This window comes from Oceaniovalibus guishaninsula JLT2003 (genome assembly GCF_000299575.1).
GTDB lineage: Bacteria > Pseudomonadota > Alphaproteobacteria > Rhodobacterales > Rhodobacteraceae > Palleronia > Palleronia guishaninsula.
Genome location: NZ_AMGO01000004.1, coordinates 35,029 through 46,740, shown reverse-complemented (window position 1 = coordinate 46,740; position 11,712 = coordinate 35,029). Strand labels below are relative to the sequence as shown.

The 11,712-nt window shown below is 67.1% G+C and carries 14 protein-coding genes; 3 read left to right on the top strand and 11 right to left on the bottom strand.

What is annotated here, in order from left to right; all coding sequences use genetic code 11:
- The first annotated feature begins 261 nt into the window (after nt 1–261).
- The 3 genes from OCGS_RS00930 to OCGS_RS14920 all read left to right on the top strand — a co-directional run bounded on the left by OCGS_RS00930 (nt 262) and on the right by OCGS_RS14920 (nt 1,859).
- Nucleotides 262–570, top strand: coding sequence for a hypothetical protein (locus OCGS_RS00930; RefSeq protein ID WP_007425333.1), 309 nt, complete (start codon nt 262–264; stop codon nt 568–570).
- Between the two features lie 95 nt (nt 571–665).
- Nucleotides 666–1,259, top strand: a complete 594-nt coding sequence (locus OCGS_RS00925; protein ID WP_007425332.1) for a DUF3489 domain-containing protein — start codon at nt 666–668, stop codon at nt 1,257–1,259.
- Nucleotides 1,260–1,295: 36 nt separating this feature from the next.
- Nucleotides 1,296–1,859, top strand: coding sequence for a hypothetical protein (locus OCGS_RS14920; protein ID WP_156800926.1), 564 nt, complete (start codon nt 1,296–1,298; stop codon nt 1,857–1,859).
- Here the strand turns inward: OCGS_RS14920 and OCGS_RS00920 are convergent.
- The 11 genes from OCGS_RS00920 to OCGS_RS00880 form a co-directional block, all read right to left on the bottom strand.
- Entirely contained in the window at nt 1,769–2,521 is a 753-nt protein-coding gene (locus OCGS_RS00920) for a DNA cytosine methyltransferase (RefSeq protein ID WP_238538201.1), read from the bottom strand. The two genes, OCGS_RS14920 and OCGS_RS00920, sit on opposite strands and share 91 nt — an antisense overlap.
- A gap of 1 nt (nt 2,522) precedes the next feature.
- On the bottom strand, nt 2,523–3,899 hold the full coding sequence (locus tag OCGS_RS00915; protein ID WP_007425330.1) for a site-specific DNA-methyltransferase: 1,377 nt from the start codon (nt 3,897–3,899) through the stop codon (nt 2,523–2,525).
- Nucleotides 3,900–4,342: 443 nt separating this feature from the next.
- Nucleotides 4,343–4,771 (bottom strand): DUF6362 family protein, encoded by a 429-nt coding sequence (locus tag OCGS_RS00910; RefSeq protein ID WP_040610237.1) that lies wholly within the window; start codon nt 4,769–4,771, stop codon nt 4,343–4,345.
- Nucleotides 4,768–4,965 carry a hypothetical protein gene (locus OCGS_RS14680; protein ID WP_083848163.1) on the bottom strand — a complete coding sequence of 66 codons (198 nt, stop codon included), beginning with the start codon at nt 4,963–4,965 and terminating at the stop codon, nt 4,768–4,770. Before OCGS_RS14680 ends, OCGS_RS00910 begins: the two co-directional genes overlap by 4 nt.
- Nucleotides 4,962–5,498, bottom strand: coding sequence for a crossover junction endodeoxyribonuclease RuvC (locus tag OCGS_RS00905; protein WP_007425328.1), 537 nt, complete (start codon nt 5,496–5,498; stop codon nt 4,962–4,964). Before OCGS_RS00905 ends, OCGS_RS14680 begins: the two co-directional genes overlap by 4 nt.
- A 467-nt stretch (nt 5,499–5,965) precedes the next feature.
- The gene (locus tag OCGS_RS00900) at nt 5,966–8,257 is read right to left on the bottom strand and encodes an AAA family ATPase (protein WP_007425327.1); all 2,292 of its coding nucleotides are present in this window, start codon (nt 8,255–8,257) and stop codon (nt 5,966–5,968) included.
- Nucleotides 8,254–9,012, bottom strand: coding sequence for a PD-(D/E)XK nuclease family protein (locus OCGS_RS00895; protein ID WP_007425326.1), 759 nt, complete (start codon nt 9,010–9,012; stop codon nt 8,254–8,256). Before OCGS_RS00895 ends, OCGS_RS00900 begins: the two co-directional genes overlap by 4 nt.
- On the bottom strand, nt 9,012–9,212 hold the full coding sequence (locus OCGS_RS14915) for a DUF6511 domain-containing protein (RefSeq protein WP_007425325.1): 201 nt from the start codon (nt 9,210–9,212) through the stop codon (nt 9,012–9,014). Before OCGS_RS14915 ends, OCGS_RS00895 begins: the two co-directional genes overlap by 1 nt.
- Before the next feature lie 224 nt (nt 9,213–9,436).
- A complete protein-coding gene (locus OCGS_RS15375; protein WP_007425324.1) occupies nt 9,437–9,865 on the bottom strand; it encodes a hypothetical protein in 429 nt (142 codons plus the stop codon).
- 9 nt (nt 9,866–9,874) lie between these two features.
- Entirely contained in the window at nt 9,875–11,104 is a 1,230-nt protein-coding gene (locus tag OCGS_RS00885; protein WP_238538200.1) for a DEAD/DEAH box helicase, read from the bottom strand.
- 7 nt (nt 11,105–11,111) lie between these two features.
- Complete coding sequence (locus OCGS_RS00880; protein WP_007425322.1) at nt 11,112–11,711, bottom strand: hypothetical protein; 600 nt, start codon at nt 11,709–11,711, stop codon at nt 11,112–11,114.
- Nucleotide 11,712 lies beyond the last annotated feature (1 nt).

The window sequence follows — 11,712 nt, the reverse complement described above, 5'->3', positions numbered from 1 at the left end:
CGTCGTCTCGGCCCGTCTGGCGTCGCTGGCCGCCGCGTTGATGCTGCCGTCGGGATAGAGCACCAGCCGCTCGGCCGTCTTCGCCTTCTGGATCGCGCCCCGCGACAGCCCGACATGCGCGGCGTACTGGCGCTCGCTCATGCCCTGCATCGACGGCTCCGATTATCATTCAAGATCATGTGTATATCGAGGTGATAAGCGTCGCGACCGGAGCGAACGTCACTCCAACGAAGCGATGCAACTCACCACGGAGCCACCACGATGACCACCCGCCTGAACCCGATCACCACCCCGCGCCACGAACTCCGCGCCGAGAAGGTCCGGCGGAACAAGGGTGAGCCCGGTTCCGCCACCGGTTCGAGGAACCGGGCGAACGCGCTGAGCGCCTTCATCGGCAAGAAGGCGGAGATCGACGAGATGCTCGCCCGCCTGCAGGCGCTCAGCGACGACCATTTCAACTGCCATCCCGACGAGGCGGGCTGGGCCATGGTCGGCACCCTCGAACACTACGCCAGCCTCCTGAAGCGCATCACCGACAGCGCCTTCGGCGAGGGCGAACACGCCCGCTGATCTCCGGCACCGCCGGAACTCCCGCCGCGCGCCCTGCGCGGCTCGGGGTCGTAGAAGGCGCCGCATGACGCGGGCCCGAATACGGAGACGACCCCATGACCAAGCTTTCCGATACCCAAGCCATCATCCTCAGCGCCGCCGCACAGCGCGAGGACCGCATCGCCCTGCCGCTGCCCGAGAGCCTGCGCGGCGGCGCCGCCGCCAAGGTGGTCGGCGCAATGCTCGCCAAGGGCTTCCTCGAAGAGGTCGACGCCGACGTGCGCAAGGGCGAACCCATGTGGCGCGAGACCGGAGACGGCCACGGCGTCACGCTGGTCGCCACCGACGCAGGCCTCGCCGCCATCGGCGTCGAGACCGAGGACGCGGACACCGCGCCTGTGGGCGCGACGGACGCGCCGACCGAGCAGCCCGCGCCGGACACCCCCAACGAGACCGAGCCCGCGCCCAAGACGCGCACGCCGCGCGAGGGCACCAAGCAGGCCACGCTGATCGCCATGCTGCGCGCACCGGACGGCGCGACCATCGAGGAGATCATGGCCGCGACGGGCTGGCAGCCGCACACGGTGCGCGGTGCGATGGCCGGGGCGCTGAAGAGGAAGCTCGGGCTCGAAGTGACCTCGGAGAAGGTCGAGGATCGGGGGCGCGTGTACAGCCTGCTGCGCAGCCGCCGTTGCCACAACCGCTGGTAAAGTGTAGCCTTCCTCAACGTAAATCGGGAGGTTTAGATGAAGAGCTTGAGGCTTTCAGGAGATTGTCGAGAAATAGAAGTTCGAGACAATCGAGCTGCCGAGATCATGGCAAACATTAGCCCTACGTTTATTCAAGACCTTGATACGCCTTCAGAAAGTATTTCCATTCCCGGGCTTAATCCGCCTAGCGAAGATACGCAGACAGCGCAATCGTCTAATCCGGTCGTATTTTATAAAGAACATTGGCACGAGTACGCCAGGTATGTTCAATCGTTTACACGGGTATGGCTGAGGCGGGCCGGTGACTGGCAAATCACCACGAAGTTTAGCAACGGCCATCGGACACTTGAACAGCACATGCATGTACTTTTGTCTGTTATGACCAAGGATGATAAATACCTGTTTCGCGCTCGGCACGAGGTTGATCTTGCCGCTTCTGGATTTGGAGGCGCCAACGAATACACATCGGACACGTTTGCAACAGTTAGTGGAAAGGCCGCATCTCTAGCTCACGATACGTATTTTGCAGCATCCGGATTGACCACTAAAATTCTCAAGATTTCCATGGAACAAGAGCCGTGGTTGGTTGTCGGCGACTGATGTGCAATCAACCCGAACGGCATCCTTGATGGGCCCTGTTTCGCATCCGGTTCCCGCCGCTCGAGCGCGTCCCCGAGCAGGCGCGCGGGGTCGGCCAGTTCGTCTCCCTCGCGGATGGCGAGGATGAAGAGCCGCTCGCGCGTGCGGGGCGCGCCGACTTCCGCCGCTGTGAAGAGGCCTGCCGCAAGGCGGTAGCCCATGCTGACCAGTCCGTTGGCGACTTCGGGGAAGCCGAGGCGGAGATGATGGGCGACATTCTCGAGAAAGACGAAGGGCGGTTCGACCTCGCCGATGATGCGGGCGACATGTGGCCAAAGGTGGCGTGGATCCTCGGCACCGAGCCGTCGGCCCGCGACCGAGAACGGCTGGCACGGATATCCCGCAGTGACGATGTCCACCGCGCCGCGCCAAGGGCCGCCGTCGAAGGTTCCAACGTCGTCCCAGACAACAGCCTGATCCAGGGACGCGTCTTCCATCCGCGCCACGAGAGTGGCTGCAGCGTAGGTTTCCCGTTCGACATGGCCCACAGTTCGATATCCGGGCAAGGCGATGGCGAGCCCGAGGTCGATGCCACCGGCGCCGGAGCACAGGGAGAGGCCGAACAGGCAAGCGTCTCCGGCTCCGGAAGCGCGTCCGGAGGAAGGTAAAGCCAGGTCATGCATGTCACGCGGCGGATTTGGGTTTGCGCGCGGGTTCGGGTTCGGCGTCCGTGTCCGGCGTATCGGCCCGGGCCTCGGCATCGTCGCCCAGCCGCTCGGTCCTCACCTGCGCGAAGGTCCGACCGTCGCCGTCGAGGATCGCGTCGCGGCCGGTCTCGGCCTGCCAGCGTTCCACGGCGACATCGACGTAAGCCGGGCTGATCTCCATCGCGAAGACGCGGCGGCCGTTGGCCTCGCCCGCCATGATCTGCGAGCCGGAGCCGGAGAACGGCTCGTAGCAGAGCCCGCCCCGCGCAACGTGCTGACGCATCGGTATCCCGAAGGCGTCGAGCGGCTTCGGCGTGGGGTGGTCGGGGCGCTCGTCCTTGGCGAAGGACGGCATCTCCCAGGTCGAGGGCAGCGTCTGCTCCGCCACCTTCGGCGGGCGGTTCGGGCGGCGCCAGCCCATGAAACAAGGCTCGTGCTTCCAGAGGTAGTGCGAGCGGGTCAGAACTCCGCGGTCCTTCACCCAGATGATCTGCTGATGGACGAAGGCGCCGGCCTTTTCCCAGCAGGCCTCCAGCATCGCCTGCCGGCGGGACGCGTGCCAGCAGTACCAGGCGGCGTCGTCCGTGATCGCCTCTGCGACCGCCGCGGCGATGAACCCGTCGTAGAGTTCCGCGCCTTGGCTGCTGTCGTCCCAGGTGGTGCCATAGGACGCGGACCAATCCTTGTTCCGGGTCGGATGGTTCGAGCCGTCGTAATCGACCAGGTACGGCGGGTCGGTCGCGAACAGGATCGCGCGCTCGCCGTTCATCAGTCGGCGGACATCGGCAGCGCTGGTGCTGTCGCCGCAGAGCAACCGGTGGTCGCCGAGGATCCAGAGATCGCCCGCGCGCGATGCCGGGTTGCGCGGCGGCTCGGGGATGGTCACCGGCGGCACAGAACCCCCGGCGCCACCTTCTTCACCGCCCCCGTCCGGATCGAAAGCCAGCAGCTTGTCGAGTTCGCCATCCGAGAAGCCGACCAGCGACAGGTCGTAGTCGTCGGCCAGTAGATCCTGCAGCTCGGCCGACAGCAGCGCCTCGTCCCAGCTGCCGAGTTCCGTCAGCTTGTTGTCCGCGATGCGGTACGCCCGCCGCTGCGCCTCGGTCAGATGCCCGAGCACGATGACCGGCGCTTCGTTCAGTCCCAGCTGGGTTGCCGCCAGCACGCGCCCGTGCCCCGCGATTAGTTCCCCGTCCTCGGCCACGAGGCATGGCACGGTCCAGCCGAACTCGGCCATGCTGGCGGCGATCTTTGCCACCTGGTCCGCGCCATGCGCCTTCGCGTTCTTCGCGTAGGGCTGCAGCTTTGCCAGCGGCCAGGTCTCGATCGCGTCCGGGGCGAAGCTCAGCGTCATGGTGGGCAAGGTTCCTCGGTCGGGTGGATGCCGGTGGCTTCCGGACTCCGGATGCCGCGCTGGACTCCACACGGGGTCCAGCGGCCACCAGCGGTGTCCGGTCGGAAGGCCAGCGTTCATTGGTGTTCGCGCGGGGCGCGCGTGGGTCCGGCTTCCGGGTGGCTTCCCAAAAATCCGGCCCTGGCGCTGGCGAAGTCCCGCGCTTCGCCCGCCAGCATACGAATGTCGCGCAGAAGGAACCGCGAAGTCGTCTGAGGGGGGTGGCGGGGGCGGACAGCGGCCCGCAAGGAAAGGATCAGCGCCTTTCCTTTTCCAACGGCCCTCGCCAACGAAAGGATGGTTTCGTTCAGGGCAGCGCCGCGCGCGCCTCTCCCGAGTATATCCACTTTCTAGCCCGGGAGAGGCGTTTTTGTCTGCGCGAAAACCCTCTACACGAGACTTTCCTACAGGCTGCGCGCCAGCTTGATGACCTCGAGGATCGGCAGTTTCCGGTTGAAGGGCTGCTTGTTGAGGGTCAGCGCGATGAGCGACAGGCCGTAGCGCCAGTGCTGATGCGCAGCGGCGTGGCAGAGACCGACGTGCCAGCAGATGTTCTTCCAGCGCTCGTCATGCGCCTTCATCCAGACGATCTTGCCGTCGATGGGCTCAAGGCAGTTCGTCCAGGTCAGCGTCTCCTCCATCCGCGCGATGTCCCGCGGCGAGGGCGAGACGCGCATGGGCTTCGACTCCTGGCCCACCTTGTCGGCGAAACCGTGGACGATCTCCGGCCATGTGCTGAAGTATCCGTTGCGCCGGGGCTCCGGCAGACGGCGCAGGATCATACCCGCCTCGGAGAGCCGCGCCTCCACGTCGGCTGGTGTCCAATGGGTCATTTCCTCACCTCTCGTTGTGTTGGGCGCGCGCCGTAGAGACGCTCGCCGAGTTGCCGCACCAGTTCCCGCTCAGGCCAAGTAAGTCTCTGGTCGTCAAAGGAAACTGCGAACACGCGTTGCTCCTTCCAGCCGTCGCGCTTGACCTGTTCGGGGTTGCGGCGCTCGCCGCCATAGCCACGGGGAAACCGCCTCATTGCAGGCCCCCCTTGGTCTCCAGCGCCCAGAGCAGGATCGCGATGGCGTCGGCCTCGTTGTCGTCGGCGGGGCTGAAGCCGCGGGCGCGGGCCGCGGCGATCATCGCCTCCTTGGGCGCGTTGCCCTTGCCCGTGGCATGGCGTTTGATCGTGCCGACCGGGACGCCCTCGTAGGGAATGCCGCGCAGTTCGGCCCATGCGGTCAGCGTGGCCATCAGCCCACCGTAGACATGGGCCGCGTCAGTGGCCGCGTGGCGGCGGACCTCCTCGAACCAGACGGCGGCGACGGGCCCGCACAGCCGGTCGATCTCGGTGAGCCAGTTGGTGAAGCGGAGATACCGCATGCCGCCACCGTCGAAGCGGCCGGGCCGGAAGGACACGGTGCCGGAGGTGATCAGCCCGTCGATGCCGTGCAGCGCCCAGCCCGTCGTGGTGCCGAGGTCGAGCGCCAGCATCACCCGGTTGGCGCGGACGACGGGCCGTAGATCGGGGATTGCCTCGCGGCTGGAGGTGGCGAGAGTCAGGTCAGCCATGGGTGGTCTCCTCTTCTGGTTGGCTGCTCGGGTGGAAGACGACGGTGGCCTGGTGCTTGGCGGTACGGGGCCGCCGTCGTCGGATCGGGAGGTTTGGGCGGGGACGAGCCACGCGCGCGAAACCCCTGGGGGTGGGCGTGGGAGAACCCGCCTGCGGCGTTCTCCCCCACCCCCGTAGGGGGTGGTTTCACCCCCTAAACTGGACAACCGAAGCAACACACTGACAGGAAGAGAGAATTCCAGTTTCGGGAGTGCGCTTGCGGCTGACCCTGCCGAAACTGGGTGCAGCGTAGCGGTTGCGGCATCAGCGCAATTCTGCGGGGGCAGTTTCGGAAGCGGGCCGAAACTGGCCACATCGGATTCATGCGCGTTTCTGCGTGAGGGTGGCGGCGCAGTTTCGGCAAGGCGCCGCATCTGGTTCAAACTGGCCCCTGCGCAATTCTGCGCAGAACGATCTGCCGGGGCGATCATGGCCGTTCCCCCTCCGGATAGACCCAGACCTGAGGGTTCTCGACCTCGAGCAGCGCCCCGGTCTGCGGCGATTTGTAGTGGGTGGGCAGCACTGCGATGCTGGCGGGGGTGACTTCTCCGGTCGCCGGATCGACCGCCTCGCCGTCCGTGGGCATGACCATCCCCTCGACGCAGAGGTATCCGAAGCGCGACCGCGACGGCCCAAGCCCGTAGGGCGCGCCGTCACGGATGAACTTGATGGCGCCCTTGGTGGCTTGAACCGCGATCCGGTCGCGGATCGCGTCCTTGCCGCCCAGACCGCCCTTGTTCTCGAAGGCCTCGGCAAACTGGTTGATTGTGTAGAGCCGCCCCTCGGCCGCCTCCTCGAGCAGGATCGAGAGGATCACGTCCCGTTTGCGATCGCGCTCGGCGTCATGCCTCGCGCCGACCTCGGGGCGCACGAGCCGCTCGTTCATCGGGTTGATCTCGACCCATTTGCCCTTGACCTTGTCCACCAGCTTCGCGGGCAGCGCCGGGCCGTTGCGCAGCTCGATCTCGAGGCGGCTCTGGGTCGAGTCCTCCTCAGGCCGGTGGAGGATCAGGCCGGTGGTGTAGAAGCCCCGGAGCGCGCTGGCGCCGGAGAGGGCGAGGAACGGATCTTCCTTCACCTGGTGCTTCGAGAGCTTCTTGGTGTGGTGGACCAGAATGACGCCGCAGTCAGGATTGACGTGGTCGCGCAGCACCTCGACCCGGTCCTTCAGGAAGAACATCATCGCGGCGTTGTCGTTCTCGCCGCCGCCGTCTGGGCCGCCGTCGAAGAGGTTCCGGATCGGGTCGATGCAGAGGATGTCGAGCGGTTCGCCGGGGAATGCGGCCTTGATCGCCTCGGCCCCGCGGGCGCTGCCCTCGGCATCGAGCAGCATGCGCAGCTTCGGCGTGACGATCAGGTTGTCGCGCGCGGCGGCGATCAACTCGGGCGGCAGGCCGATCTGCTGCATGCGTTCGCGCAGGTAGTGGTACTGGATCTCGGCCTGCAGGTAGAAGATCCGGAGCGGCCGTGGCGGGGTGAATCCGAGGAAGGGAACGCCCGCCGCCATGTGCACGAGCAAGGCGATCAGCAGGTCGCTCTTGCCCACCTTGGGCGCGCCGCCCAGCACCAGGAGCCCGCCCGGCGTCAGCACGCGCGGGCCAATGATGTCGTCGGGCATCGGGCTCGTGTCGTCCAGAAGCGCGCCCAGCGTGAAGGTCGGCAGCTCGGTCTGCGCTGGGGCCGCGCCGTCGAGGCGGATCAGCGGCGGCCCGTGCCGCTTGATGTGCAGCTCCCACAGCCGGTTGGTCTCGCGCTTCAGCCGGTCGAGCGGCCAGGCGGGGCGCAGCATCGCGGCGTTGTAGCCGCAGATCGCCGTCCAGCCCTCGTCCATCGACGTCCGGCCTTCGTGGACCAGCCGCAGGAAATAGCCGATGGCGGCCGAGGCGCCCTCGAAGCGGGACCACTCGTCCGTGCCGCCCTCATGCACCGGCGTCACCAGCACGTCGCCGATGGCCGGTTTCTCGCGGGGCTCGGCCGTCGCCATGCCGACGCCGGGCATGGGCGACATGTCGGCGACGCCCTCGGCCATCTCGGCGAGATCGACCTCGAGCTCTGTCGCCTCGCGGATCTGCACCAGCCGCGTGAGCCCGCCCTTGTGATAGACCGTGCCGGGCACGCGGATCGGCTGATGGGCCGAGCGGAAATGCGTGTCGCCGCCGACCTTCAGCGCGATCTCGCCGCGGAGCTGGCAGAGCCGTCCGAGATCGGCGCTCTCCGCGGGCTCGGTCAGCTTCCACCAGACATGCAGCTTGGTCGCGCCCTCGGGCGTGCGCCCGCCGCTCTCGACGATCAGGGTCGGTCGCCCGAGGTGGTGGACGAGGTGATCGAGCTTGGCGGGGATGTCGCCCGAGTCGAGATCGACCAACAGGCTCTGCATCTGCAGGACGTCCGCGGCGCGGGCCTGGCCCGTCTCCGCCACTGTGCCGGGGATGACGTAGACCGCGGCGCCCTCGCGCGATGCCCAGCCGGCGAAGGTGGCGAGCTTCTCGGGGGCTGAGGCGTCCGCGTCGATCCAGATGTTGTGGGGGCGGCCGTCCTTGCCCTGACCCTTGTCGACAAAGCCGCGGACCGGGATCAGGCCTTCGGAATAGCCGAAGACCACGTCGACGAAGCGGGCGATCTGGTCCGCGTCAGGTTCGACGGCGAAGGGATCGGGCAGCGGCGCCGCGTCGTTGAAATCCCGCCAGGGGTTGAAGTGGACGATGTTGTCGTCGCTCATGCTGGCAGGCTCCAGCAGCGCTCCGCCCACGGGCAGAAACGGCATTCGAAGAAGTCGCGATTGGCGGCGATGCGCGGCAGCAGCTCGCCCGCGTCGGTCGCCCGCAGGATCCGCACGCCCCGATCCGACATGCGCTGCGCGAGATCGGCGTCGAAGGGCACGAGCTCGTGGTGCAGCTCGGCCGTGTCCTTGTTGATCGCGGTGAACAGCGCCGGCGCAGCGGAAATGCCGGGCTCCGTCGCTTCCATGTAGGCCTGATAGAGCGCGATCTGCGCAGCGTAGACCGGCTTCGCCACGGTCACGCCCTTGGCCACCGTCTCGCGCCAGTTCTTCGCGTTCATCGTCTTGCATTCCCAGAGCGCCGGGGTGCGCAACCCCAGCGCCGTGGGGGCCTCGGCGATGATCCCGTCGACATGGCCGCGGATGCGGCCGCCCGCGACCGAGAAGCCGAACTGGCCGCCGTCACGTTTCTGGGTGACCAGATCGAGTCCCGCCGCCCGCAGCCAGCGGATGGCGAGATCCTCGAGCTCATGCCCGATCGCGAAGATCCGGAGCGACCGGCCGGAAAAGTCCTGGCCCTCATCCTTCGGCGCGCCCGCGAATTCGAACTGCAGCGCGCGCTCGCAAGGATGGCCGAGCCGGGACGCGCCGAGATAGTCGCGCGACGGCGTGGCCTCCCGCTCGGCGATCAGCGCGGCGTCGACCAGCGCGTTGATGCGCTCGGCGATACCGGGGCGCTTGTTGAAGTCCAGCATCAGAACGGGATCTCCGACTGGCTGGCGATCTCGGCCATCTCGGCGCGGAAGGCTTCGATGGCGGTGACGATCAGCCGATGCATGTCGTTCTGCGTCAGCTGTCCCAGCGGCCGGTCCCAACCGATCCGCTCCATCTCGGGGGCGAGCCCGTGCATGACGGCGGGCAGCGCCTGGGTTTCCTCTTCGGTGAAATCGACCATGCTCAGTCCTCTCTTCGCTTTGCGGGTGAAGGCCGCCTGGCAGCCCATGGAGCAGAACCAGCGGCGGGTGCGGGTTGGGCGCGGCCGGTGGGGATCGAACCAGCCGAAGCCGCGGGTGCGGGATGTGCAGACGGCGCAGAGCATCGGTTGCGGATGCCAGAGGCGATCACGGCCCGGTCGATCCGGAGTCTCTGCGGGCGGGGATGAGACTTGCGCGACATGGTTCACGCCGCCCTCCGCTCGGGCGCGGCCGACATGACGAGACGCCGGATGTCGCGGCGGTTGAACTGGAAGGTGATCAGCGCCGAGGCGCGGTAGCGGGTCAGCCCGCAATCCTGCCGCTGCGCGGGCGAGAGGTATTGCAGCTGCTTCTCGGTCGGCGTCTGCGTCAGCCAGCGCTTCGACTTGAAGGCGCTCTCATCGCTCTCGTGTTCGTTCAGCCAATCGTCGGCCTGCGCGAGGCAGACCGTCCGATCCCCCACGCCGAGAAGGCAGGTCGGCTGCCCTCTGGCGCCGCCCACGGCATGCCAGCGGCCTTCGAGGAAGAACACGCCGCTCCAGGCGCTGAAGCCGCTGGCCATCAGCGCGGCATCGTCGCCGAACAGATCCTCCCATACGAAACTCGACCGCTTCAGAAGGTCGATCTCGGACATGACGACGTTCTAGAGCGGCGTCGTCACGGTTCCGCCTTGGAATTCGTGGCCGCAGATCGGGCACTGCCGCGACGCGAGCGGGATCTCCGCCTCGCAGTCCGGACAGGTCTTCGTCGGGGCTTCGCCCGGTGTCGGATCGCGACCGTCTAGATCGACGTCCTGCTCCAGCGTTCCGTGCGTCAGGCTCGAGATCCCGAAATCCAGAACGATGCAGTCGATCTTCACCACGCCGGGATGTTCGGCCGGATCGACGGTGCGCAGGCCGCGCCCGACCATCTGGATCATCGTGGACTTGTAGGAGCTGGGCCGCAGCAGCACGACGCATGAGGTCGGCGGGTGGTCCCAACCTTCGGTCAGAACCGCGACATTGACGATGACCTGTACTTCCCCGGACGCATAGGCTTCGAGCACTATCTTCCGCTCAGTGGAGCCCATGTCGCCAAGGACGACGGCGGCCGGGTTTCCGGCCTCGTTGAAGGCGGTCGCCACGTTCATGGCGTGCGCGACGGTCGAACAGAAGACCACGGTCTGACGGTTCCCGGCCTTCTCCTCCCAGTGCCGCACCACTTCCTCGGTGATGGGCGCGCGGTTCATGATCGCCGCGACCGCGCCCATGTCGTAATCGTCGGCGGTCTTGCGGACGGCGCGCAACTGCTCCTGCACGCCGACGTCGATGACGAAGGTGCGAGGCGGCACGAGGTGACCGGACGCGATCAGCTCGCCCAACCGGACCTGGTCGGCGACGTTGTCGAAGACCTCGCGCAGCCCTTTCCGGTCACCCCGGTTCGGTGTCGCCGTGACGCCGAAGACGCGGGCCTCTGGATTGGCGTCTCGCACCCGGCCGATGATCCGGCGGTAGCTCTCTGCCACCGCATGATGCGCCTCGTCGATCACCAGCAGATCGAGCTTCGGCATGGCCGCGAGATTGGCGGCCCGCGCCAGCGTCGGCGCCATGGCGAAGGTGACCTGTCCGTTCCAAGACTTGGTCGTGGCATCGACGACGGAGGTCTCCGTGCGGTGATTGACCCGGGCGAACTTCGCCCGGTTCTGGCTGGTCAGCTCGTCGCGGTGGGCGAGCACGCATGCCTTGGCGCCGTCCCCGGTCATTCTGCCGGTGACGGCCGAGAGCATGATCGTCTTGCCCGCGCCGGTTGGCGCCACGCCCAGCGTGTTGTCGCGGGTCGAGAGCGCAGCAAGGCTGCGCTCCACGAAAAGTTTCTGGCGGGGACGGAGGAGCATCGAGCCCTCACTGCGCCCAGGCGGGACGACCGGGGACCGGCGATGCCGCAGGTGGCTGGACCGGCTGCTGCGGCGCGGGTTGAACTGGCGGCTGATACCCGTGCTGCGCCGCCAGCCCCATGACCTGAGCATAGTCACGATGATCGGGCGTGATCGCGGCGCGGATCTCGTTCTTCTCCTCGCCCATGGCGTCACTGCCGACGTCGATGCGGGCGACGAACTCGATTCCGTCGAGATCGGCGAAGCCGCCGATCCGCCGCGCCGCCTGCGCCTGCGGGGACTGATCCTTGTCCGAAATCCCGCGCGCCGAGTTCAGCATGCCGCGCACGAGGCTGCGGCCTATGTTGGCCCAGTCCGGACCCTTGGGGCTGTAGAGACCGATCAGCGTGAAGATCTTGCGCCGGGCGTATTGGCCCTCGGTCACCGTGAACTCGCCGTTGAGGTAGACAGCCCCGGTCGAGCCGCGGGTGGCATAGCCCCCGGTCCAGCCCTGCGACGGGTCGTCGAAGCCGGGGCGGATGGTCAGCCGCACCTTGGCGAGCGTGCCCTTGGGGATGAAGTTCGTGTTGGACTGCGCATCGTTGAAGTCGTTCCAGAGACCGGACATG

What these genes read in the sequence shown, in the direction of transcription:
- OCGS_RS00930 (WP_007425333.1), top strand. Translation starts at nt 262, where the DNA reads ATGACCACCCGCCTGAACCCGATCACCACCCCGCGCCACGAACTCCGC.
- OCGS_RS00925 (WP_007425332.1), top strand. Translation starts at nt 666, where the DNA reads ATGACCAAGCTTTCCGATACCCAAGCCATCATCCTCAGCGCCGCCGCA.
- OCGS_RS14920 (WP_156800926.1), top strand. Translation starts at nt 1,296, where the DNA reads ATGAAGAGCTTGAGGCTTTCAGGAGATTGTCGAGAAATAGAAGTTCGA.
- OCGS_RS00920 (WP_238538201.1), bottom strand. Translation starts at nt 2,521, where the DNA reads ATGCATGACCTGGCTTTACCTTCCTCCGGACGCGCTTCCGGAGCCGGA.
- OCGS_RS00915 (WP_007425330.1), bottom strand. Translation starts at nt 3,899, where the DNA reads ATGACGCTGAGCTTCGCCCCGGACGCGATCGAGACCTGGCCGCTGGCA.
- OCGS_RS00910 (WP_040610237.1), bottom strand. Translation starts at nt 4,771, where the DNA reads ATGACCCATTGGACACCAGCCGACGTGGAGGCGCGGCTCTCCGAGGCG.
- OCGS_RS14680 (WP_083848163.1), bottom strand. Translation starts at nt 4,965, where the DNA reads ATGAGGCGGTTTCCCCGTGGCTATGGCGGCGAGCGCCGCAACCCCGAA.
- OCGS_RS00905 (WP_007425328.1), bottom strand. Translation starts at nt 5,498, where the DNA reads ATGGCTGACCTGACTCTCGCCACCTCCAGCCGCGAGGCAATCCCCGAT.
- OCGS_RS00900 (WP_007425327.1), bottom strand. Translation starts at nt 8,257, where the DNA reads ATGAGCGACGACAACATCGTCCACTTCAACCCCTGGCGGGATTTCAAC.
- OCGS_RS00895 (WP_007425326.1), bottom strand. Translation starts at nt 9,012, where the DNA reads ATGCTGGACTTCAACAAGCGCCCCGGTATCGCCGAGCGCATCAACGCG.
- OCGS_RS14915 (WP_007425325.1), bottom strand. Translation starts at nt 9,212, where the DNA reads ATGGTCGATTTCACCGAAGAGGAAACCCAGGCGCTGCCCGCCGTCATG.
- OCGS_RS15375 (WP_007425324.1), bottom strand. Translation starts at nt 9,865, where the DNA reads ATGTCCGAGATCGACCTTCTGAAGCGGTCGAGTTTCGTATGGGAGGAT.
- OCGS_RS00885 (WP_238538200.1), bottom strand. Translation starts at nt 11,104, where the DNA reads ATGCTCCTCCGTCCCCGCCAGAAACTTTTCGTGGAGCGCAGCCTTGCT.
- OCGS_RS00880 (WP_007425322.1), bottom strand. Translation starts at nt 11,711, where the DNA reads ATGTCCGGTCTCTGGAACGACTTCAACGATGCGCAGTCCAACACGAAC.